Origin of the sequence: Rhodococcus sp. USK10 (assembly GCF_019378875.1) — a bacterium.
Taxonomy (GTDB): Bacteria; Actinomycetota; Actinomycetes; order Mycobacteriales; family Mycobacteriaceae; genus Rhodococcus_F; species Rhodococcus_F pseudokoreensis.
Genome location: NZ_CP076048.1, coordinates 1650557 through 1673633 on the forward strand (window position 1 = coordinate 1650557; position 23077 = coordinate 1673633).

Genomic DNA, 23077 nt, shown 5'->3' on the forward strand with positions numbered 1-23077 from the left:
TGAACGACCGAGATTCCCCGCGGGACTCACGTCCCGAGGTTCCTGTTTCACCGACAGTCGCCTCCCCGCACGTTATGTGCGGGGTGGTCTCACACCGTCTCCGCAGGCTGCCACCGTCAGTCCGACGGCCAAAATATTCCTTGCCGCATTCACATCCCGATCGTGGACGGCGCCGCACCGGCACGTCCACTCCCGCACGTTCAGCGGCATCGTCGAGGCGACCTCCCCGCACACCGAGCAGGTCTTCGACGACGGAAAGAACCGGTCGACCGCCACCACCCGCCGCCCGTACCAGTCGGCCTTGTACTCGAGCATCGACCGGAACTCCGACCACCCCGCATCCGAGATCGCCCGCGACAACGACCGATTCTTCACCATGTTCCGCACACTCAGATCCTCGATGGCGATCACTTGGTTTTCGCGCACCAAACGAGTGGAAAGTGTGTGCAGATAATCGCGACGCCGATCGGCGATCCGGCCATAGATTTTCGCGACCTTCAGTCGGGCCTTGGCCCGGTTCCGGGACCCTTTCTCCTTCTTGGCCAGCATCCGTTGCGCCTTCGCCAGCCGCGCACGGTCCGCGCGCTCGTGGCGCGGGTTGGTGATCTTCTCCCCCGTCGAGAGCGTGTACAGGCTGGTGATCCCGGCGTCGAGCCCGACCACCCGATCAGTCGGTTCGAGTTCGGGAATCACGTCCTCGACGAGGATCGAGATGTGATACTGCCCGCGAGCGTTACGCGAGACCGTCACCTGCGACGGCACGGCCCCCTCCGGTAGCGGCCTCGACCACCGAATGTCCAGGGGTTCGGACTGCTTGGCCAACCGGAGCTGCCCGCCGCGGTAGGTGAAGCAGTTCGAGTAGTAGGTCGCCGAATCCTTCGACCGCCCCTTCTTCTTGAACTGCGGGTAGCCGGATTGTTTGCGCCAGAACCTCTCGAACGCGCCCTGCAATTGTCGCAGCGATTCCTGCAGCGGCCCCTTCGACGGCTCCGCCAACCACGCGGTCTCGGCGTCGCGTTTCCATCCGGTGAGCATCGTCGAGGTGTCCGCGTAGGTGATTCGGCGCCCCTCCTGCGACCAGGCCCGCGAGCGCTCGGCCAACGCCCGGTTGTAGACATACCGGGTGCACCCGAACGTCCGAGCAAGCTGTTCCGCCTGCACCGCAGTCGGATAGAAACGGTACTTGAACGCCCGCTTCACCGCCCTCCCCACCATGACCCAGACACTAGCCACACAGTCCGACATTTAGCCTTGGCGGGGAGTCCGTAGGCGGGCCGAACGTCCGACCGGGACACTGGGTGATCCCTGGCTTTTTGAGTGGTCGCCTGCGGGCTCGGTGTCTGGTCGAGCGGTGTCCTAGTTCGGGAACTTGGAGCCAGCCGGTAGGCGTGGACTCCTGTTTAGTTTAGAGAATGTCTGGGCCGTGGCCGCGATGGTCAGTCACCTGGTGATGCACCCCTCGTCGGCGAGCACCACCTGGGCACCCTCCCGGGCCGCGGACAGTGCCGCCCAGGTGGCGGCGGGTCCGCCGCCGAGGACGAGGACGTCGGCGACGATCTCGAGTGCGCTCACGAAGCGAACAGCATCGCCGACGCGGCGACGGCTGCCCCGGCGCGTTCGGACAGCGGGCGGCGGCCGAACAATCTGTCGAGCAGAGACATCGTTACCCCCGGTCGGAGCGGTATGGACACCGCTCGATCGTCGGCTCGCGACCTCATCCGGGCAAGGGTTCTCGTCAGCGTGCGCCGAACCCCGACAGCCGCCTGGCAACCTTCGAGCGAACCCCTCCCGGGCGACTCGTCTGCCGACACGTGCACCAGCCGGGGGCAACGCCCTCTATGGTGGACGCATTTGCACGCCGACGACGGGTAAAGCATGGACGACAGGACTGTAGCGATCGGGGCGCTTGCGATCGCCACCGTTTCAGCGGTCTCCGGGCTGATGATCGGCGCCGCGGGCGGCGCGTTCGGCAGTCACGGACCGGCAGTCGCGCCACCACCGCTGTCGTCGGAGGGTCTGCAGGCCGCGGGGCCGCACAGCGCCGAACCGGCGACGTTCCAGGTGTTCGTCCCGCCGACCCCCACCTGGCAGATGGCGGAGCTGACCACCCCGCGGGCCGTCACGCTCACCACCGAACCGGCGCCGGTGACCACCGCGCCGCCGCCCGCGCCCTCGACGACCCCCGCACCGCCTCCCCCGCCGCCGGTCCGGACGACGATCGCGCCGCCTCCGCCTCCGCCGCCGCCGACGATCAGCCTCGCCCCGGTCACCACGCCGGTGACCCGGCCCCCGGTCGTCACGACGACCGAGGCAACCGTTCCGCCGCAGGCTGCCGTGGCGCCGACGCTGGCGCCGACCACCACCACCACGACGACGACGCGTCCGGTGATCACGATCCCGCCGGTCACCACCAGACCGCGAGGCTGACGCTCAGGCCCGTCTGCGCCCGATCAGTTGCGCGACGGCCACCCCGGCACCCAGCGCGGCGACCAGCGCGCTGAAGACGATCCCGGCGGCCCGAAGGTCGGTGAACCGTGCGAGCACACCGACACCGACCGCGGGAACGGCCAGCATCACGTAGATCCCGGCGAAGAATGCCGAGGACAGGCCGCCGCGGAGTTGCGGGTCGACCCGTTCGACGGTGGTGGCGAGCGACGCGTTGAGGCACAGGCCTCCGGCGACGCCGAGCACCACCGCGGACGCGAGCAGCGGCGCGAGGACCGTGTTCGCCAGCGCGAGCGCCAGCAACCCGGCGGCGGGGACCAATCCGAGGCACCCGGCGAGCATCGCGGTGGCCGTCGACATCCGGCGTGCGAGGAGTTGGCCGGCGGCCATGAACAGGAAGGTCAGGAACACGACGAGCCCGGCCATCGTGTGGCTCGTCGTCCCCAGGTATCTCGTCAGGAACAGCGCCGACACGGCGGTGAGCACGCCGGTCACCGCGAACGCCGTTCCTGCGGCGAGCACCGCGGTGACGAAGGCGCCGCGGATCGACGCCGGGACCTGCAGGCGGCGGGGCCGGAGGCGCCACGTCGGTCGGGTGGCCGGCGCAGGCGCGAAGATCCACAGCCCGGCGGCGGCGACGGCGGCGAGCGCGAGGTTCACCGCGTAGGGAATGGTCAGCGGACTCGACGTGACGTCGGCGATCACCCCCGCGCTGAGCGTGCCCAGTCCGAGGCCCCCGGTGTTTACCGCGACCGCGAGCATGCCGCCTGCCGCCTTTCGGTCGGGTGGGAACAGGTCGATCACCGCGGCGGTGCCCGTGCCGGTCATGAGGCCGGCGGACAGACCGGAGATCACCCGGGCCACCACGAACACCGGAAGCGTCGACGGCAGCAGGAACAGCACGGCACTGATCGCGGCGAGGGCGACGGCGAGGAAGAGCACCGGGCGCCTGCCGACGTCGTCGGAAAGCCGCCCGAACACGGCGAGCGCGGCCACGACCCCGACCGCGTACACGGCGAACAGGATCGTGACGGTGAGCGGACTGAACGCCAGTTCCTGCGCATAGATCGAGTAGAGCGGGGTCGGCAGCGTCGTTCCCATCATCGTGACGAGGAACGCGAACGCGGTGGCGCCGATGGCGAGGGCGGGTGACCGGCCGGTGCGCGTCGTGGACGCTGTGGGCGAGAACGAGGGCATGGCCCCGAGCCTTTCGGAGTCGAGGAGCGGTGACAAGTCGGAGGCGGGAGTCGGTAAGGTGGCTTCCCGCCGGATTGGGGGGTCCACTCCGGGACCGAGAGTGTCCAGCAGCGGAGGTCGGGGATGAACGGCGGGGAAAACTTTCACTCGGGCGCGTGGAATCACCGCGCGATCAGCAGCGCTGTCGACGCGCTGAGACCCGCCGAGTCCGAAGCGGTTGCCTCGTCCTGGGACGACCTCGGACGAAAATTTCAGGAGTCGGTCACCGCGTTCCACGACGCGACCCGGGCCGCGGTCGACACCGGATGGCGCGGACAGTCGGCGACCGCGGTGGTGTCGGCACTCGACGACTACGCCGCCCGGGCCGGGCAGGTCGGCGACCGGTTCACCGACGTGGGAGACGCACTACGGCACGCGAGCGCCGGGGCCGAAGCGGTGCGCGGCGCGGTCGGCCCGCCAGGGGACCATCCGACCGACTGGACCCGGGTGTTGCCGGGGAACTGGACCGCGGAAGCCGACGCCGACGCCGCGGAACAGGATGCGAAGGCGGCCATGGACACCCTGTACGCGTCGGCGTACCGGGTTGCGGACGAACAGCTCCCCATTGACGGTCTCGCCGCGACGCACGCTGCGGCGACGGCCCACGGGCAGCCGGTGGGCTTCGACATCGGACCGAACGGCGTGCACGGCATACCCAGCAATCAGCAGGTGGCCGAACCCGAACCCGGCGCGGACTCCGAGCCTCGCCGGAGTGACGAGGTCCCGCCCCAGAACCCACAGGCCGATCCCGGCTCCATCGCCGGTGCGGCGCTGGCCGGGGCCGTCGGCGGCGGGGTGGCGCAGTATGCGCACGGCGTCGTGGCTGCGCACCGGGTGCCGACCCCCGAACGGCCCGGCAGTCCGGCCCAGCCCGCCGCGCACGAGGACGAGGAGGAGCCGCCGACCTACCTCGAAAGCATCGACGAGGGAAGCGAACTCGTCGGGAAACTGCCCCTCGTCACGCCCGCGGTGATCGGCGAATAGGCGTGGGGCACTGGGTGTTGAGCGGTCCGCAGTTTTCGGCGTCGTGGGCGCGGACCGGCCAGGACCGCATTCCGTACCCGCTCAAGGTCACCAGCACGCTGACCACCGCCGACGAGTACGAGGCCGAGCAGCGCCGGATCCGCGCCGACTTCTCCGGACCCGAACACGACCCGCTCGCGTCGGCGCTGCTGGTGCTCGCCGAACCCGACCTCCGGATCGAGATCTCCGGTTCGGAGGGCGATACCCCGATCCGCGTGATCGGGGCGCTCGCGCGCGGGCACGGGATCGCCGCGGTGCAGCATCCGGGCGGCGAGGTGGTGATCCGCAGCTGTGAACCGTACGACGTCGGCAGGCAGCTGATCGCGCAGCTTCCCGACACCGACGCGGGCACGCGTCGCGGCGTCGTGGTCGACCGGGCAGCTGCCGCGCACCGGCAGGCGGCGGTCGCCCGGATCCTCGACCGGCCGTCGACGGGTCAGGGCGTCGTCACCGTCGTCCGCGGCGCGCGGCGCTCGCCGCGCCCCGTCGGCGGTCTGGCGTGGCGTGACATCGAGGACGACGGCAGATATCTCGTGTGGGGCGACACCGCGGTGGCGGTGGAACCGGGCACGTCGTGGGACCTCCTCGACGCCGTCACCCGGCTGACGGGACGGATCGCGGCCGGTCACCCCGTCTAAGCTCCGCACCCCCTCCGGCGCGGCGGTGTCGGCGCTCGCCGCTACCGTATACAGCGGAAGTAGGTGACTCGTGGCCGACCCGGACGGAGCAGACATGCAGGACTTCGATCTGGATTCGAGCGTGAACCGCGACTGGGCGGAGTTCCAGCGGCGCCTCGCGGACTATCTGGCGGCGATGCAGGACGAGGACCTTCTGGTGCTCGAATCGGGATTCGAGGAACTCGACGAATCCCGGGGGCTGATGCCGTGCATCCAGTTCGTGGTGTGGGACGGCGACACGGTGCGCTGCGAGGTGCCGTCGAACCATTACCTGCACCCCGACCGCGCGCTGTCCGAGGCCGAGCAGACGTACCTCACCGAGCTGGGCTGGAACCGTCCGACCCGCGGCCCGGACGACGAACCCGACGACGGCTCCCCCGCGTTCTACGTGGACAAGAAGCTGTCGTGGTCGGATCAGCTGGCCGCGATGGCGGTGGCAGCGTTCCGCGACGTCTGGGGAATCACGCATCCCGCGTTCCTGAGTACCGAGACGTCGAGCACCGATCCCGAGGCCACGTTCGACCCGATTGCGGTGCAGCCACCGCTGGTCGCGCAACTCGACCCCGCGGCCGCCGTGGTCCCGCGGGACGTCGAGCACCTGCACGAGCTGATCACGCTCTCGTTGGTGCCGATGCTCGGGCTGCTGCCCGAACGCGACCCCGACGGCGACGTCCCGATCCGGATGGGCAACACCATCCTGTTCGTCGGGCCGCTCGCCGACACCGTCGACGTGCAACTGTTCGCGCCGCTGGTGCACGACATCAGCGACCGCACCCGGGCGGCCGAGGTCACCGCCGACCTCAACCGCACCTGGTCTCGGATCAAGTTCGTGCTGGTCGACGACCGTTTGTCGGCGTTCCTGGAGGTGTCGGGCAACCCGTTCGTCCCCCAGCACCTGACGGACAGCTGCAAGTCTTTCGCCGATTTCCTGCGCACCGTCGACAGCGACTTCGCGGCGCGGTTCGGCGGCGAACTGTTCTTCAACCGGGACTCCGGCCCCGACGAGGAACCCGAACCGGTGTCGGCACCCCACGCCGGGAACGGGACGTCGACGACCGATCTGCCGAAGGAACTCCAGACGCTGTTCCATCTCGATCCCGGGTGCGGTGGCGACACCGATCCGGCCGTCGTCGCCGACGTGTGCGGTCACGACCGCGACCGGATCCTCGCCCTCCTCGACACCGGCACCGCGTGGGTGTCCCGGTTGCGGGACACGGACGACGCGTCGGTGGAGCACTGGGAGCGCGTCGTCCGCACCCTGCGCAACGCCCTCCGGACCGTCGTACTGCCGCCGCCTGAGAACGCTCCCGACACCAAGCCGCGGCCCGAACAGATGGGACTGTTCAACAACCCCGAGGAGCAGACGCTGTTCGACGATCCGTCGTCCTAGAAGCGACCGTTTCGATGATCGGTCCGGGTTTCCCGGGATATGGCGTACTGTCGGCTCTATCGGAGCCGTCCAGGTTCCGCATTCAGGGATGGTCCATGGCTGACAAATCGCCCCGCAATTCCATGTCGAAGAAATCCGGCAAGTCGCTGAAGGAGAAGCGCGCCGACAAGAAGATGAAGACGAACGGACAGAGCGATCCGGAAATCGTCACGCACGTCAAGAAGCGCTAGTGTCGTACGCCATAAATTCGTGCTTTAACTTGATATCCTGAGGCATGCCTCGAACCGGACGCCCGAAGGCGGAGTTGATGTTGACCGATAACGAACGCGAACAACTCGTTCGATGGTCGCGGCGAGCGAAAACCCCACAATCGTTGGCACTGAGGTCGCGGATCGTGTTGGCCTGCGCGGAGCCGGGGATGACAAACAAGCAAGTCGCGGCAGACCTAGGGATATCCGCCAACACGGTCAACAAATGGCGCGGGCGCTTCGTCGACCGACGCCTCGACGGCTTGGTCGACGAACCTCGACCGGGTCGTCCGCCCTCGATCTTGCTGGACCGGGTCGAAGACGTGGTTACCGCGACACTGGAAACCTCCCCGGCCAATGCGACGCACTGGTCGCGTACCTCGATGGCCAAACGCACCGGCCTGTCACCGTCGACGATCGGCCGGATCTGGCGCAAGTTTGAACTCAAACCGCATCTGACCGACGGTTTCAAGCTTTCCACGGATCCGCAGTTCGTGGACAAGGTCGTCGATGTTGTTGGTCTCTACCATAATCCGCCCGAGCGTGCCGTCGTCCTGTGTGTGGACGAGAAGAGTCAGATGCAGGCATTGAACCGTTCCCAGCCGGTGCTGCCGATGATGCCCGGCATGCCGGAACGGCGCAGTCATGACTACGTCCGCAGCGGCGTCACCAGCCTGTTCGCGGCGTTCAACATCGCCGACGGCACGGTGATCTCCGAGCTTCATCGACGTCACCGGGCCGTGGAGTTCAAGAAGTTTCTCACCGCGATCGACAAGGCCGTCCCCGAGGAGTTGGACGTGCATCTTGTCTGCGACAACCTGGCCACCCACAAGACGCCGGCGGTGGGCGACTGGTTGGCCAAGCACCCACGTTTTCACGTCCACTTCACCCCGACCGGGTCCTCGTGGATCAATCAGGTCGAGCGATGGTTCGCATTCCTGACCGATCAGCTGCTCCGCCGTGGTGTACACAAAAGCGTTGCGGCACTGGAGAAAGACGTTCGCAACTGGGTCAAGACCTGGAACGACGACCCGAAGCCGTTCGTCTGGCACAAGACCGCCGAGGAGATCCTCGATTCCCTCGCTAAATATATCTCACGAATTTCTGACGCGGGACACTAGCGCCCGTGCGCCTTTCTGGTAGCTGCAGCAACCACAAAGGCGCACAAGCGGTAACACCACCGGCCGCGGCCGGATTCACCGTCATCGTGCACATCGTCGACACGGTGACCGGCACCCCCGACCTAGGCAGCGGCATCCGTCGACGGTTTCGCGCTCGGCTGAGGCCCCTGAATCGCGGTGGTGCCGCCGTTTCGCAACAATCCCATGCGTAACCCACAAAAATGCGCGCAGGCGCACACTAAAAGCGTGCATACCGGTGGTCTGCCCACCACAGCCAGTGGTCGGACAGACGCAGAAGGAGTCACGATGAATCTGAAAACAAGTGCGGCGCGTGCCCTGGTCGCCGGTGCGCTGGGCTTCACCACGCTGGGACTCGGCGCCGTTCCGGCACATGCTGATCCGTTGCCACCGCCGATACCCGGCATCTCGGTACCCGACTTGGGTCCACCGCCCGGACAACCGGCGAAGCAGCCATTCTTCCCACCGCCGGGACAGTTGGGCCAACTGCCGTTCTTCCCACCGCCGGGACAGTTGGGCCAGCTACCGTTCGTGCCGCCGCCCGGACTCTGGGACAAGCCCTGGAAATGGGTTCGTTGACGAGCCACTTCGGGAACTGGAGACATCAACCGATGGCCGCCCTATCCGCAAGGCGCCCATCGTCGTTCCCCAGGGCCACAGGTGCACCCGACAGGTAATCTGCAGGGCGACGCCGAATACCATGTCGCGCCAATCGATCACCGGCCAGAACCGGATCGGTCGGGGCGAGCACACCACGCAGTCGCGGTCGTCAGTTCTGAGCGCCGAGCCGCCACAGCGACGTCACTTCCCGCTTGCGGGCTGCGTGCAGCGCATCCGAGCGGTCGGCCACCTTGCCGTGCCGGGGCGCCACGTCCCGCCGCCCGAGAACGGTGAGGCCGGCGTCGTCGATCAGGGTCAGCAATTCCTCGCGGGTCCGCAGTCCGAGGTGCTCGGCGATGTCGGACAGGATGAGCCAGCCCTCTCCCTCGGGTTCGAGGTGCTCGGCCAGGCCGGCGAGGAATCCGCGGAGCATCCGGCTGTCCGGGTCGTAGATCGCGTACTCGATGGGCGAGGTGGGCCGGGCGGGGATCCAAGGCGGGTTGCACACGACGAGCGGCGCCCGGCCGTCGGGGAACAGATCCGTTTCCACCACCTGCACCCGATCGGCGTAGCCGAGCCGGTCCAGATTCGCTCGCGCGCAGGCCAGCGCGTTCGCGTCGAGTTCGGTCGCGATCACCTTCTCGACGCCGCGGTGCGCGAGGACGGCGGCCAGCACACCGGTGCCGGTGCCGATGTCGAACGCTGTCGCGAGCGACGGCAGCGGGGTGTCGGCGACGAGGTCGACGTATTCGCCGCGAATCGGTGAGAACACCCCGTAGCCGGGGTGGATGCGCGCGCCGAGGGCGGGGATCTCGACGCCCTTCTTCTGCCACTCGTGGGCGCCGATCGCGCCCAGCAGATCCCGCAGCGTGGTGACCGTCGGCTGGTCCGTCGGTCCGTACGCCGCGAGCACCGCCTGCCGCACGTCGGGGGCGCGGCGCAAGGGAACGGTCTGGTCGGCGTCGAACGGCACCAGCAGCATCCCGAGGATGCCCGCCCGCCGCGACTGCGTCTGCCGGTGCAGATGGAACGCGGTGGCCGGATCCGTGGACGTCTTGCGGGCCTTGCGGTCGGTGCGGGCGGCGACGGCCGTGCCGAGCTGGCGGGCGTTGTGGAAATCGCCGCGCCACAGCAGCGCCGTCCCCTCGCACGCCAGGCGGTAGGCCTCGTCGGCGGTCATCGAGTCGTCGACCACCCGGATCTTTTTCGGGGGCGCCGCCCCGCTGGTGGACCTCCACACCGCCGAATGCTCGGTGCCGTCCTCGGTCCAGCGGACGAACTCGGTTTCCATGAGGGAGAGCCTAGGCCTACGGCCCGTGAGTGGTTAACGAGTGCAGGGACTCCTTAACCACGCACGGGCGGCGGAGCCGCCTTACGGGAGTGCGCGGACCGCGGCCCTGCGGAGCTTGCCGACTTCGGTGCGTGGGAGGTCGGGCCGGAAGTCGACGACCTTCGGCGCCGCGTAGGGCCCGACGCGCTGCGCGACGAGTTGCTTCAGTTGCGTGACGAGGTCGCTGTCGTCACCCGGGGTGTCCGCGCGGACGACGACCGCCCGGACCACTCCGCCGCGGACGGGATCTTCGTACGCGACTGCCGCGGCGTCCGCGACCGCCGGGTGCTGCAACAGCGCGTTCTCGACCTCGACCGGGCTGATGTTGTGCCCCGACGCGATGATCATGTCGTCGTCCCGGCCCAGGATCTGCCACCGCCCGTCCGGGTCGGTGACGGCGCGGTCCTCGGTGAGGAACACGTCGCCGCGCCAGCGGTCGGCCCACAGTTCGGGGGCGTTCTCGTACCCGCTGGACATCTGGTGGCGGGGCCGCCGTACCGCGATCAGTCCCGGCAGGCCGTCGGCCACCGGCTGTCCGTCCCGGTCGGCGAGGAAGGTGTCGAACCCAGGGATCCCGGCGGACATCCAGCCCGGACCGGACCGCGTTTCGGTGCCCTGGGTGTCGCCGAGCAGCATGCCGACCTCGGACAGTCCGTATCCGTTACGCACGGCGGGGGCACCGGTGCGGGCCCAGTCTGCGGCGACCGCTGCGGTCAGCGGTTCGCCGGCAGCGGCGACGGTGCGGAGCGACGGCGGTACCCCTTCCTGCGCGAATGTCGCCGTCAGTCGCCGCAGTGCGGCGGGCGCGGTGGTGAGGATCGTCGCCTTCTCCTCCCGGATCACGCGATGCCAGGCCTCGGGGACGAATTTGCCCGAGTACATGACCCGCGGTACGCCCAGCGCCATGACGGCGGCGCCCGTGCTGAACAGCCCGAACGCCCACGCCGGGTCCGAGGTGGAGAAGACGACGCTGTCGCGGGTCGCCCCGAGAACCGACTTCACGTAGGGCATGACCGAGACGAACGTGGCGTGGGTCATTTTGCACGCCTTCGGTGTTCCGGATGTTCCGCTGGTGAACAGCAGGGTGGCGGTGTCGCCCAGTGCGGTCTTCTCGAGGGGACCGTCGGCGGCCGCCAGATCGACCTCGGTCCAGAACGACTTGTCGGTCCCGCCGACCGCGCCGTCGCCGACGACGAACACGGCCGGGTCGAGTCCGTGGGTCATCTGCGCCTCCGCGAGCGCCGGCCGGTACCGCTGATCGACGACGATCGCGCGGACTCCCGCCGCGTCGAGGCGCAGTCCGATCGCGTCCGGGGCGAAACCTCCGAACAGCGGCACGTACACCAGCCCGGATCGCCACACCGCCAGCGCGGTGATCCAACTCTCGACCTGTCGGGACAGCAGTCCGCCGACGCGGTCTCCCCGCTTCAGGCCCGCTCGGGCGAACACCCGTGCCGCCTTGGCGGCGAGCCTGTCGAGTTCGAAGTACGTCCAGCGGTCTGCCGACCCGTCTTCGTGCCGGACGGTCAGCGCCACCCGATTCGGGTCTCCGGCGTAGCGGGTGCAGATCTCGTGTGCCGTGTTGAAGTCGCCGCCGAACGGGTCGCGGTCCAGCAGGGATTCGATGTCCTGCCATGCAGCGGCGAGTGCGGGTCCGTCGACAGACATCAGTGGTTCACCTTTGCAGTTTTCGTCAGGGTCAGAACGAGGACGGTGATCGCGCACGCCGCGGCGATGTACGCGGCCAGTGCCCACGCACCGTCCGTCTCGGCCGCGATCGCCACCGCGATGAACGGCGCCGGCGCGCTGAACACGACGCCGCCGAACTGATAGGCGACGGACGCGCCCGTGTACCGGACCTCGGCAGGGAACAGACCGGTGACATATCCGGCGACCGCGGAGTAAGTGACGGCGTGGCCGATGGTGATGATCAGAATCATCGCCAGCAGCACGGCGGCACCCGTGGCGGTGGACAGCAACCAGAAGAACGGGTACGCAATCGCGGCCATGTAGAGGGAGCCGTAGATCAGCATCTTCCGGGTCCCGATCCGGTCCGCGATCATCGACGCGCAGGGCACGGACACGATGTCGAGGACGCAGGCGACGAGGATGCTGAGCAGAATCGTCTGCCGGGAGATGCCGAGTTCCTTCGGACCGTATGACAGCACGAAGACGGTGACGAGGTAGAAGGGCACGAGCGAGGCGGCCTGGGTGAGAATCCCGACGCCGAGTGCGCGCTTCTCGCCCCGCAGCACCGCGAGGATCGGGAAGTCGGCAATCTTCTTGTCGCGCTTGACGTTCTCGAACTCCGGCGATTCGACGACCTTCAGCCGCACGTACATGCCGACCGCGACCAGCCCGGCGCTGGCCAGGAACGGAAGCCGCCAACCCCACGCCTGCACCTGATCCTCCGGAAGCTGCTCGACCAGGAGAAACGCGAGCGTGGCGAGCACGAGCCCGGCGGGAACGCCGGCTTGCGGCCAGCTGCCGTAGAACGCGCGTTTCTCGCGCGGTGCATGTTCGACCGCCATCAGTACCGCGCCGCCCCATTCTCCGCCGACCGCGAAGCCCTGGGCAAGGCGCGCGAGGACGAGGAGCACGGGCGCCGCGAGACCGATCGCGCCGTACGTGGGGATCAGGCCGATGGCGACCGTCGACGACCCCATCAGCACCAGGGAGAACACCAGCATCTTCTTGCGGCCGATCCGGTCTCCGAAGTGCCCGAAGACGATGGCGCCGGCGGGACGGGACACGAACGCGACACCGAACGTCGCGAACGCGGCGAGCGTTCCCGACAGCGGACTGAGCGACGGGAAGAACGCCTTGCCGAAGATCAGGGCGGCCGCGGTCCCGAAGATGAAGAAGTCGTACCACTCGATCGCGGTTCCGACGAAGGACGCGAACGCGACCTTCCGGGGTTCGACCCGGGTGACCTCCAGGTCGTCGATGACTCTCATATCGAATCTCCCATCGCTGCTGATGTGGGGCGGTGTGGTTGCCGTGTCGGCCCGGTGCCACCGCGGTTGTGATCGAGCGGTCGGGCCTCGTCCGGAGTGCGCCGAGCGGACCTCGTGTCCGCGACGTCGCCCCGTGTGGCCGCAGTCACAGGTTTAGCACAGCCGCCGCGTGGGTCGCAAGCATTTTTGTACCGATCGATCCAAGATTACTTCACGTCTATCACTCACGTAGTAGGCAGATTTATGTGGCCTTTCTCGACAACTCTGGACTATTTTTGGATCGATCAGTACATTTTTGAGCATGAACGAGAACGACAACGAGGATCTCCGCGTCGCACTGGTGTCCGGCGGCTCCCGCGGCATCGGGGCCGCCGTCACCATCGGCCTGACCCAGCGCGGCTGCCGGGTGGGGTGCACGTACCGAACCGGCCGTGACGAGGCCGAGAAGCTCACCGCGGACGCCCCGGAACAGGTGCTCCCGATCCACTTCGACCTGCACGACGACACCACGGCGGCCTCGGCGGTCGAGCACGTCGTCGCCCACTGGGGACGACTCGATTCGCTGATCCTGAACGCGGGTCAGTGGTCGGGCGGGCGGCTCACCGCGACGGAACCGGACGCCTGGTGGAGCGTCATCGAGACGAACCTGCGCGGCACCGTCGCCCTCGCCCGGGCCGCGCTACCCCACCTCGCGAACGGCACGTCACCGAGCATCGTTCTGGTGTCGTCGGTCGTCGGCGTGATCGGTCACCCTGGCGACACCGCCTACGCGAGCGCGAAGTCGGCGATGGTCGGTTTCGGACGGTCGCTCGCTAAGGAGGTCGCCCGTGACGGCATCCGGGTCAACATCCTGGCCCCCGGCTTCGTCGCCACCGACATGACCGACGCGGTGCCCGCATCCGCGCGCAGGCGGATCGAACAGGACACCGTCCTGGGCCGATTCGGCACCGTCGACGAAATCGCCAAGGCCGCAGTCTTCCTCAGCGAAGACGCCACGTTCTGCACCGGCTCCGTTCTCACCGTCGACGGAGGCTGGGCGCTGTGACACACCACGACTGTGACGACCCACAACGAAGGGAAGCAACACCATGACCGCGACACTCACGCATTCGGTCGGAATTCCGGAGTCGGAGTACCTGGCGCTCCGGGACCGCATCTTCGAGGCGATCTGGTCCGAACTCGATCCGCTGGAACGGCGGATCGAGGACGAGGAGCAGGTACCGCACGACATCGTCATGCCGATCCTCGCCCGGATCGGCGCGCTCGGCCTGCTGGTCCCCCGCGAGTACGGCGGCAGCGGACTCTCGATCGCCCAGTACCTGCCGATCATCGCCGAGTTCGCCAAGGTGCAGGGCGGCCTGCGGGTCATCGTGCACGTGCACAACTCGTTCGCCCACGCGCTCTCCGAAATCGGGAACGAGCAGCAGAAGGCGGCTGTGCTTCCGGGCGCGGCGACGGGCCGGAATTCGGTCGCGTTCGCGCTCACGGAGCCGGGATTCGGGACCGGAGCCGACCTCGGTTCGACCGCGGTGCGGGACGGCGACGACTACGTCATCACCGGCGAGAAGTGGTTGATCACCAACTCGGACATCGCGTCTCATTTCATCGTGTTCGCGAAGACCACCGACCGGGAGGTGTCCGCGTTCCTCGTTCCCCGCGACACCGAAGGCCTGTCGATCGCGGCACTGCCCGAGACGATGGGCTGCAAGGGCACCGAGCACGGACGCGTCACACTCGACGCCGTCCGGGTTCCCGCTGCCGCCCTCGTCGGCGCCGAGGGGCAGGGCAACGAGCACCTCGAGCGCGCGCTGGAGATCAGCCGGGTCTTCATCGCGGCAAGTTCGCTCGGCACGTCCGAGCGCGCCCTCGAACTGTCGATCGCGCACGCGAAGAGCCGCGTCACGTTCGGCAAGCCGATCGGCACGCGGCAGGCCGTCCAGCGCTACCTGGCGGAGATGGCCACCGACGTCTACGCCCTGCGCGGCATCCTGGCGGACGCGGCGAGGAAGTGGGATGCGGGCGAACGGATTCCGGCCGAGGCCAGTATGTGCAAGCTGTTCGGCCTCGAGGCCGTCGGCCGGGTGACCGACCGGGCGCTGCTCGTCCACGGCGGCATCGGCTACACGCGGGCGCATCCGATCGAGCGCCTGTACCGGGACGCCCGCCTCAACTGGCTCGAGGAGGGCACGCCGACGATCCAGTACCTGGTGGCGGCGGGACGACTGCTCGACGGGTACGCGTTCTCCGACGCGTTCGAGATCTCGCATCGACCCTGACGCTCACCATCCGCCGACCTGCAGCCGAGCTTCGGCTGCGGGTCGGCACCCGCCCCCGAAGGAGATGACAATGACGAACGCAGACCCCACCGTCCTCGTGGCGGGGGCACGAACCCCGTTCGGACGCTTCATGGGATCGCTGTCGGGTCTCACCGCCCAGGAATTGGGTGGTCACGCTATCCGCGGTGCGCTGCGGTCCGCCGGCGTCGACGCACGCGCCGTCGACCACGTCGTCATGGGCCAGGTACTCACGGCAGGCAACGGCCAGCTGCCGGCGCGTGTCGCGGCCGCGGATGCCGGAATCCCGTTGACGACACCGGCACTGAACATCAACCGGATGTGCCTGTCGGGACTCGACGCGATTACGCTGGCGCACCGGATGATCGCGGCCGGCGACGCGGACATCCTGGTGGCTGGCGGTCAAGAATCGATGAGCAACGCACCGCACCTGCTCCGGGACAGTCGTCGTGGGTCCAAGTACGGCGACGCGGTCCTGATCGATCACCTCGCGTTCGACGGACTCCGCGATGCCTTCACCGGGTTGTCGATGGGGGCGCTGACCGAGGCCGGCAATCCCGGATACGGCATCACCCGGGAGGCTCAGGACGCCTGGGCCGCACGCTCGCACCGGGCGGCCGCGCGGGCACGCAAGGACGGCGTCTTCGCGGCCGAGATCGTTCCCGTCCCGGTCACGGTCGGGCGGGGTGAGTCGAGCGAGGTGCGCGACGACGAGGGCGTCCGGGCCGACACGTCGGCGGCGGACCTCGCCGAATTGCGTCCGGCTTTCGCTGCGGACGGTTCGCTCACCGCGGGCAACTCGTCCCCGATCTCCGACGGTGCCTGTGCCGTCGTGGTCACGCGGAAGTCGACGGCTGTCCGCCTCGGCCTGCCGTGGCTGGCCGAGATCAGATCGGGCGCGGTGGTCGCCGGGCCCGATTCGGGTCTGCACGAGCAACCGTCGAACGCCATCCTGGCCGCCTGCAGGCGCGAGGGGATCACGCCCGGCGACCTCGATCTCGTCGAGATCAACGAGGCGTTCGCCGCGGTGACGCTCGTCGCGTCCGAACGTCTCGGCATCCACTCGGACCGGGCGAACGTCAACGGCGGCGCGATCGCGCTCGGTCACCCGATCGGCGTGTCCGGGGCGCGGATCGTCCTGCACCTCGCGCTCGAGTTGCAACGCCGCGGCGGCGGCATCGGCGCGGCCGCGCTGTGCGGGGGCGGCGGCCAGGGGCAGGCCCTGATCGTGCACGTCGCGCGCACCGGGATCGCCGGCCCGGCCGCACCGAACCCGTGATCCGGGCCGTCTAGACTCACACCTTCGACCGCCGGGAGACAAAGGGGCCCTTCGATGAGCGACAAGTACGACGCCAACCGGGACCGGGTCCTGCAGGTGGCCGCCGAATTGTTCGCGAAGTCGGGGTACCACGGCACCGGCATCGCCGACCTGGGCACGGCGGTCGGGCTCGGCCGCGGGGCGCTGTACCACTACATCGGCAGCAAGGAGGCCATCCTCTACGAGATCAGCAGCAGGCAACTCGCCCAGATGAACACGGTCGCCGACGAACTCGCGCTGTCCGAGGCCGATCCGGAGAAACGACTGCGCGGCCTCGCCCGGGCGCTGATGCGCAACATCGCCGAACACCGCGCGGAGTGGACGGTCTTCTTCCGCGAGTACCACGCGCTGACGGACGAGCGTCGTGATCGCATCATCGCCGAACGTGAACGCTACGAATCCCATTGGCGGAACGCGGTGGAACAGGGCATTCGCGACGGGCATTTCCGCGTGCTCCCGCGGTTGATGGTGAAGGGCCTGCTGGGCATGTTCAACTACAGCTACCTGTGGATCACCCCCGGGGGCGCGGAGACTCCCGAGGAGATCGCGGACGAGTTCCTCGACGCCGTCATCATCGGGATGCGGGCGTGACGCGCTCCGCACCCGTGCGTGGTTAACGAGTCCCTGCACTCGTTCGCCGCGCACGGGCGGCGCAGCCGCAGACTTGGACCTGCCAAGCCTGACGCGACTATTCTCGTCGTATGAGTGCGTCCTCTGCCACGCCTGCCCGCTGTTCCATCGCGCGTGCGCTCGAGGTCCTGGGCGACCGGTGGACGCTGCTCATCGTCCGTGACGCGTTCTGGGGTCACAGCCGATTCTCGGAGTTCACGCGCAGCCTCGGCGTCGCGTCCGATGTGCTGACCGCCCGGCTGGCGTTGCTCGTCGACGAGGGCATACTCGAGCGCCGCGCGTATCGCCAGGCGGGCTCGCGGGAACGCCAGGAGTACGTGCTGACCGAGAAGGGACGGCAGTTGCATGTCGTGATCGGGGCGCTGGGCCAGTTCGGTCGCGATCACCTGCCGCGTCCGGGGAGCACCTCCCCCGAATACTCGGACGAGACCACCGGCGAGGCCGTGTCCCTGTCCTTCGTCACCGACGACGGTCGACGCGTGTCCGCATCGACTCTGCACGTGCAGCGCGGAGAACCGGCGCCTGCGGGCGACTGACGCAGCCAGCCACATCGTGAGAAAACAACGGTTCGACCTCGCCATACCCATGCTAACTTGGAAAATCCAAGCCAGAGAGAGGCAAAAACGCATGTCCCATCAACACGGAGTTCACGCAGTCGAGAATTTCTGGGCCCGGGTGTGGCAGTCACCCCAGGACCCCCATGCGATCGACGAGCTCGTCATCGACGATTTCGTCATCGTCAGCGGCGGAGACACGATCCGCGGCCGGGCCGACTTCAAGGAATGGGTGCTGAAGTTCCAGTCCACCGTCGAGGATCTGGAGTTCATCCCCGTCGAAACGTTCCAGAACGAGGACGGCTCCCGCGTCGCGTCGCTGTGGGAGATGACCGGCCGCAATCGCGGATTCATGGGCACCGAACCCGATGGGCAGCCTATCCACCTCATCGGAACCGCCGTGTGGAACGTGCGCGCCGACGGGATGCTCGAATCCAACCGCGTGGAGCGCAATGCCTGGGAGCTGCACCGGCGGCTGACGGCCTAGGCGCTTCGCGCCCGTGCGTGGTTAACGAGTGCAGAGACTCGTTAACCACTCACGGGCGGCGGAGCCGCCTACTTCGCTGCCGCGATCCGGGCCTCGGCGACGGCGTCGGCTGCGGCGCCGGCGAGGATGCCGTCCCGCTTCGCGACGTCGAGGATCTGCACGACGGTGGCGAAGATCTTCTCGACCTGCGCGCGAACGTCGTCGGCGGACGTGCCGAGCCGCTCACCGGCGACCTGGATGAGTCCGCCGCCGTTGGCGACGTAGTCGGGGACCCACGTGATGCCGCGGTCACCGAGATCGTGCTCGACGATCGGGTGGGCGAGCTGGTTGTTCGCGGCCCCGCAGATCACCTGGGCGGTGATCGCGGCGACGGACTCGTCGGTGAGGGTGGCGCCCATCGCGCAGGGTGCGTAGACGTCGAGTTCCTGGTCGATGACGCTGGACGCGATCTTGACGTCGGGGAAGTCGGTGGCCACGCGGTCGAGTGCGGCGGCGTTGACGTCGGTGGCGACCACCGATGCGCCGTCGGCGAGCAGCAGCTTGATCAGCTGGTAGCCGACCTTGCCGGTGCCCTCGACCCCGACGACGCGTCCGGCGAGGCTCGGGGTGCCCCACTTCTCCTGTGCGCCGGCGCGCATGCCCTGGAAGACGCCGAGGGCTGTCATCGGGGCGCTGTCGCCGGACCCGCCTGCGGCGGTGTTGCGTCCGACGACGTAGTCGGTGGCACGGCCCATCACGTCGAGGTCGTCGGAGTTGGTGCCCACGTCACCGGCGGTGATGTACCGCCCGCCGAGCGTCTGCACGAAGCGGGCGTACGCCTCGAGCAGCGCCTCCGACTTGGCGGTGGCCGGGTCGCCGATGATGACGGCCTTGCCGCCGCCGAGGTCGACTCCGGCGATCGCGGACTTGTAGGTCATGCCCCGCGACAGCCGCAGGACGTCCTTGAGGGCGGCGGCCTCGTCGGCGTAGGGGTAGAACCGGGTGCCGCCGAGCGCCGGTCCGAGGGTGGTGTCGTGGATCGCGACGATCGCCTTGAGTCCGGTGGCCGGGTCCTGGAAGAACGTCACCTGCTCGTGTGCGGTGTCGGTGGGGAAATCGGTCCGTTCGAACACTCCGGTGTTCGGGAGCGGTGCGGTGGCGTGACGTTCCGCGGTGAGAGTCATGTCTTCTCAGGACCTTTCCGAAGGGGTGGCGATGGTGATGGTGGAGGTGTCGACGCCGAGTTCGGCGAGACGCTGGAGGTAGACGGTGACGTTGCGCAGCTTGACGTCCTCGTAGCCCCGGACGAGGTCGGGAGTCGCGGCGATCAGCGTGGCGGTGTCGTAGGTGTCGGCGGTGAGGTCGGCGATCAGGCCGGCGACCGTGGCCTCGTAGTGCGCGAGCAGCTGACGCTCGAGGCGACGGACCTTGGCGTAGCCGAACGGGTCGAGCGCGGTGCCGCGCAGGAACTTCGCCTTGGCGAGGGTCTTGAGCGCGATGTGGGAGCGGGGTCCGAATCCGATCTTGGTCTTGCGGCCCATGGCCTTGAGGACCGGCGGGTGCAGTTTGTAGGTGAGCTTTCCGGCGCCGGGGACCTCGCCGGCGGCGGCGTCGAGGAAGGCCTGGTCGGTGAGCATCCGGGCCACTTCGTACTCGTCCTTGTAGGCGGTGAGCTTGTGCAGCCCGGCGGCGACGGCCTCGCTGAACTCGGTCCGGCTGCCCAGTGCGCGCTCGGCGTCCCACGCCTGCTGCACCAGGGCGATGTAGCGGGCGGCGACGCGGTCACCCTGGAAGGCGACGAGATTCGCGGCCCGGCGTTCGGTGAGCTCGCGGGTCGCGCCGCCCAGGGTGGACCCGGCGAACAGGTGGGCCGGGACGACGGTGTCGCTGCGCTGCGGCACGGCGGCGGAACTGGTGGCGGCGAGGAACGCGGCCCGGTCGGCGACGGCGACGCGTCCCCAGTGGAATGCGGCCTTGTTGGACTCGACGGCGACGCCGTTGATCTCGAGGGCTTCCTCGATGAACCGGGCCGGGACGGGCAGCCCGCCTGCCTGGTAGGCGGCGCCGACCAGCAGGAAGTTGGCGGCGGCGGTGCTGCCGAACAGCGCGGTGGCGGCGGCGAGTCCGTCGATCGCGGTGAGTTCGCGGGCCGAGACGTCGAGACGCTCGAGCAGCTTGTCCTCGTCGGGGTAGCGGACGGCGGGGTCGTAGACCATGTCGCCGGTCGGGGTCTGGCTCGTCGACGCGACCGTGATGGTGCGGTCGGAGCTGCCGAACCCGGCGTACTTGGCGTCGGCGGCAGTCAGCAGGTCGAACGCCAGGACGCAGTCGGCAGTCGCGGGGCTGATCCGGTTGGACGGCGCCGAGCTTCCCGACCGCGTCTTCTGATCACTGAGCCGCAGGTGCGACGTGACGGGTCCGGCCTTCTGGCTGAGTCCGGTCTGGTCGAGTCCCTCGACGTGCAGCCCGGCGCGCAGCGCGGCCATGCCCAGCACCTGGTTGACGGTGACGATGCCGGTACCACCGACACCGGCCATGAACAGGTTGTGGGTTCCGGTCCACACAGCGGGATCGGGGTCGCCGACCTCCGGCGGAACCGGGATCTCGCGCAACGTCTTCGGCGCGCCTTCCTCGGGCAGTTCGACCGTCACGAACGACGGGCAGTCGCCCTCGAGGCAGGAGTAGTCGGTGTTGCAGCTGGTCTGGTCGATCTTGGTCTTGCGGCCGAACTCGGTGTCGACGGGCTGCACGGACAGGCAGTTCGACTTGACGCCGCAGTCGCCGCAGCCCTCGCAGACGGCCTCGTTGATGACGACGCGGGTGCGGCGGGCGGGCAGCTTGCCGCGCTTGCGCTTGCGGCGGGCCTCGGCGGCGCACTGCTGGTCGAAGATGAGGACGGTGACGCCCTCGATGTCACGCAGGACGCGCTGCGCCTCGTCGAGCCGGGTGCGGTCCCACAGCAGCGTGTTGGCGGCGAAGTGGGCGCCCTTGTGCCGCTTCGGGTCCTCGGCGCAGACGATGATCTGCTTGACGCCCTCGGACGCCAGCTTGTGGGTCAGCTGCGGCACGGTCAGCCCGGCCTCGGCGTCCTGGGCGCCGGTCATCGCGACCGCGGAGTTGTAGAGCACCTTGTACGTGATGTTGACGCCGGCCGCGACGCACGCCTGCACGGCGAGTTGGCCGGAGTGGAAGTAGGTGCCGTCGCCGACGTTCTGGAACATGTGCTTGACGTCGCTGAACGGGGCCTGCCCGATCCACTGCGCGCCCTCGCCACCCATCTGGGTGAGCATGGTGACGGCACTGTCGGTGCGGCCGGACATCGTGACCAGGGTGTGGCAGCCGATGCCGCCGCCCGCGATCGATCCCTCGGGCACCGCGGTGGAGCGGTTGTGCGGGCACCCGGAGCAGAAGTACGGGGTGCGCGACGTCGGGAGGACGGTCAGTTCGAGGCGCGGCGGCGGGGCCGGGGTCAGCGCGACCCGGTCCTTCAGGACGCGTCGCAGCGGTCCGGTGAGCCGGGCGGCGGTCAGTTCGCCGTCGACGGGGATCAGGCTCTTGCCCTGCGCGTTCTTCTTACCCAGCACGGCGGGCGCACTGGCGCCGCCGTACAGGATGTCCTTGAGCTGGGACTCGACGAACGGCATCTTCTCCTCGACGACGAGGACCTGCTCGACGCCGTCGGCGAGTTCGCGAACCTTGTCGGCGCCCAGCGGGTAGGGCATGCCGACCCGGAGGATGCGGATGCCGGCGTCCTCGAGCTGGGAGTCGCCGAGCCCGAGGTCGAGCAGGGCCTGGCGCAGCGAGTCGTACGCGGTGCCGACGGCGGCGATGCCCAGCCACGCGGTGCGCGGGTTGACCTCGATCGCGTCGATGTCGTTGGCGGCGTTGAACGCCTCGACCATCGCCCAGCGCGGTCCGTAGAGGTCGGCCTCGGCGTAGACGCTGTCGGGCGGGGACGCGAGGACGCGCTGCCGGTACGACCACGGCTTGCCGTTCCACTCGATCTCGGGGAGCACGATGTCGAGGCCGGTGAAGTCGCGGTCGAGGGTCCACAGTCCGTCGGCGACGTCGGCGACGATCTTCATGCCCGACCAGCAGCCGGAGATCCGCGACAGCGCCACCCCGTAGAGGCCGAATGTGATGACCTCTTCGGCGTTGCGCGGGAAGAACACGGGCATGCCCATCGCGGCCATGGACCGTTCGCTGGCGCAGGGGATGGTGGAGGACTTGGCGTTGGGGTCGTCGCCCACGAGGACGAGGACGCCGCCGCGGGCGTTGGCGCCGTACATCGCGGCGTGCCGGATGGAGTCGCTGGCGCGGTCGAGGCCGGGACCCTTGCCGTACCAGACGCCGACGACGCCGTCGTGGGTGCGCTCGCCCTGCGGGAGGTCCACCTGGCTGCCCCAGACCGATGTCGCGGCGAGTTCCTCGTTCATGCCGGGCACGAACTTCACGTCGTGGTCGGTGCTCAGCGTGGGGATGGCGGCGATGGTGCGGTCGAGGCCGGCGAGGGGGCTGCCCTGGTAGCCGGAGACGAACGTCGCGACGTTGAGGCCCGCGCGGCGGTCGCGTTCGTGCTGCTCCACCAGCTGGCGGGCGATGGCCTGGACACCGGTCATCAACACCGGACCCGAGTCGGCCCGGTATCGGTCGGCGAGATCAAAGGATGCTGCACTGGTGCGAGCGTCGTCTAGCTGAGTCATTGCGATTCCCGATCCGTCGCGTTGAGCATTTCGTGAGCTTGATCCTGTATCTGCTCTATGATTTGGT

At 68.7% G+C, this 23077-nt stretch carries 21 protein-coding genes; 13 read left to right on the plus strand and 8 right to left on the minus strand.

Going from position 1 to position 23077, the window contains the following annotated elements; genetic code table 11:
• Window positions 1-72: 72 nt before the first annotated feature.
• Both I1A62_RS14655 and I1A62_RS14660 read right to left on the minus strand, forming a co-directional pair.
• Window positions 73-1215, minus strand: coding sequence for an RNA-guided endonuclease TnpB family protein (locus I1A62_RS14655; protein ID WP_219458988.1), 1143 nt, complete (start codon window positions 1213-1215; stop codon window positions 73-75).
• A gap of 225 nt (window positions 1216-1440) precedes the next feature.
• Window positions 1441-1572, minus strand: coding sequence for an FAD-dependent oxidoreductase (locus I1A62_RS14660; RefSeq protein ID WP_374710775.1), 132 nt, complete (start codon window positions 1570-1572; stop codon window positions 1441-1443).
• A gap of 303 nt (window positions 1573-1875) precedes the next feature.
• Between I1A62_RS14660 and I1A62_RS14665 the strand changes: the two genes are divergently transcribed.
• Complete coding sequence (locus I1A62_RS14665) at window positions 1876-2427, plus strand: hypothetical protein (RefSeq protein WP_206010451.1); 552 nt, start codon at window positions 1876-1878, stop codon at window positions 2425-2427.
• Window positions 2428-2430: 3 nt separating this feature from the next.
• Here I1A62_RS14665 and I1A62_RS14670 read toward each other — a convergent pair whose 3' ends face one another.
• Entirely contained in the window at window positions 2431-3642 is a 1212-nt protein-coding gene (locus I1A62_RS14670) for an MFS transporter (RefSeq protein WP_219458989.1), read from the minus strand.
• 123 nt (window positions 3643-3765) lie between these two features.
• On the opposite strand from I1A62_RS14670, the gene I1A62_RS14675 reads away from it, so the two are divergent.
• From I1A62_RS14675 to I1A62_RS14695, 6 genes are all read left to right on the plus strand, one after another.
• A complete protein-coding gene (locus tag I1A62_RS14675) occupies window positions 3766-4665 on the plus strand; it encodes a WXG100 family type VII secretion target (protein WP_219458990.1) in 900 nt (299 codons plus the stop codon).
• Window positions 4666-4679: 14 nt separating this feature from the next.
• The gene (locus tag I1A62_RS14680; protein ID WP_124393543.1) at window positions 4680-5342 is read left to right on the plus strand and encodes an ESX secretion-associated protein EspG; all 663 of its coding nucleotides are present in this window, start codon (window positions 4680-4682) and stop codon (window positions 5340-5342) included.
• 70 nt (window positions 5343-5412) lie between these two features.
• Window positions 5413-6771 carry a hypothetical protein gene (locus I1A62_RS14685; protein WP_219458991.1) on the plus strand — a complete coding sequence of 453 codons (1359 nt, stop codon included), beginning with the start codon at window positions 5413-5415 and terminating at the stop codon, window positions 6769-6771.
• 95 nt (window positions 6772-6866) lie between these two features.
• Entirely contained in the window at window positions 6867-7001 is a 135-nt protein-coding gene (locus tag I1A62_RS46350) for a hypothetical protein (RefSeq protein WP_255315001.1), read from the plus strand.
• Between the two features lie 44 nt (window positions 7002-7045).
• Window positions 7046-8140, plus strand: coding sequence for an IS630 family transposase (locus tag I1A62_RS14690; RefSeq protein WP_219454317.1), 1095 nt, complete (start codon window positions 7046-7048; stop codon window positions 8138-8140).
• Between the two features lie 306 nt (window positions 8141-8446).
• Window positions 8447-8737 carry a hypothetical protein gene (locus I1A62_RS14695; protein ID WP_219458992.1) on the plus strand — a complete coding sequence of 97 codons (291 nt, stop codon included), beginning with the start codon at window positions 8447-8449 and terminating at the stop codon, window positions 8735-8737.
• A 190-nt stretch (window positions 8738-8927) separates the two neighbouring features.
• On the opposite strand, the gene I1A62_RS14700 is transcribed toward I1A62_RS14695, so the two are convergent.
• The 3 genes from I1A62_RS14700 to I1A62_RS14710 all read right to left on the minus strand — a co-directional run bounded on the left by I1A62_RS14700 (window position 8928) and on the right by I1A62_RS14710 (window position 13045).
• Entirely contained in the window at window positions 8928-10049 is a 1122-nt protein-coding gene (locus I1A62_RS14700) for a class I SAM-dependent methyltransferase (protein ID WP_219458993.1), read from the minus strand.
• Window positions 10050-10130: 81 nt separating this feature from the next.
• The gene (locus I1A62_RS14705) at window positions 10131-11756 is read right to left on the minus strand and encodes an AMP-binding protein (protein WP_124393548.1); all 1626 of its coding nucleotides are present in this window, start codon (window positions 11754-11756) and stop codon (window positions 10131-10133) included.
• Entirely contained in the window at window positions 11756-13045 is a 1290-nt protein-coding gene (locus tag I1A62_RS14710; protein WP_124393549.1) for an MFS transporter, read from the minus strand. Before I1A62_RS14710 ends, I1A62_RS14705 begins: the two co-directional genes overlap by 1 nt.
• A 301-nt stretch (window positions 13046-13346) precedes the next feature.
• On the opposite strand from I1A62_RS14710, the gene I1A62_RS14715 reads away from it, so the two are divergent.
• The 6 genes from I1A62_RS14715 to I1A62_RS14740 all read left to right on the plus strand — a co-directional run bounded on the left by I1A62_RS14715 (window position 13347) and on the right by I1A62_RS14740 (window position 18328).
• Complete coding sequence (locus I1A62_RS14715) at window positions 13347-14090, plus strand: SDR family NAD(P)-dependent oxidoreductase (protein WP_219458994.1); 744 nt, start codon at window positions 13347-13349, stop codon at window positions 14088-14090.
• A gap of 43 nt (window positions 14091-14133) precedes the next feature.
• Window positions 14134-15321, plus strand: coding sequence for an acyl-CoA dehydrogenase family protein (locus tag I1A62_RS14720; protein ID WP_124393551.1), 1188 nt, complete (start codon window positions 14134-14136; stop codon window positions 15319-15321).
• Between the two features lie 70 nt (window positions 15322-15391).
• A complete protein-coding gene (locus I1A62_RS14725) occupies window positions 15392-16618 on the plus strand; it encodes an acetyl-CoA C-acyltransferase (protein ID WP_219458995.1) in 1227 nt (408 codons plus the stop codon).
• A gap of 54 nt (window positions 16619-16672) precedes the next feature.
• Window positions 16673-17248: a TetR/AcrR family transcriptional regulator gene (locus tag I1A62_RS14730; RefSeq protein ID WP_206010438.1), complete on the plus strand. Its 576-nt coding sequence runs from the start codon at window positions 16673-16675 to the stop codon at window positions 17246-17248.
• A 110-nt stretch (window positions 17249-17358) separates the two neighbouring features.
• The gene (locus tag I1A62_RS14735; protein ID WP_124393554.1) at window positions 17359-17823 is read left to right on the plus strand and encodes a helix-turn-helix domain-containing protein; all 465 of its coding nucleotides are present in this window, start codon (window positions 17359-17361) and stop codon (window positions 17821-17823) included.
• A 91-nt stretch (window positions 17824-17914) separates the two neighbouring features.
• Entirely contained in the window at window positions 17915-18328 is a 414-nt protein-coding gene (locus I1A62_RS14740; RefSeq protein WP_219458996.1) for an ester cyclase, read from the plus strand.
• 68 nt (window positions 18329-18396) lie between these two features.
• Here I1A62_RS14740 and I1A62_RS14745 read toward each other — a convergent pair whose 3' ends face one another.
• Both I1A62_RS14745 and I1A62_RS14750 read right to left on the minus strand, forming a co-directional pair.
• Window positions 18397-19491 (minus strand): Glu/Leu/Phe/Val dehydrogenase, encoded by a 1095-nt coding sequence (locus I1A62_RS14745; protein WP_219458997.1) that lies wholly within the window; start codon window positions 19489-19491, stop codon window positions 18397-18399.
• A 6-nt stretch (window positions 19492-19497) separates the two neighbouring features.
• The gene (locus I1A62_RS14750) at window positions 19498-23010 is read right to left on the minus strand and encodes an indolepyruvate ferredoxin oxidoreductase family protein (protein WP_219458998.1); all 3513 of its coding nucleotides are present in this window, start codon (window positions 23008-23010) and stop codon (window positions 19498-19500) included.
• Window positions 23011-23077 lie beyond the last annotated feature (67 nt).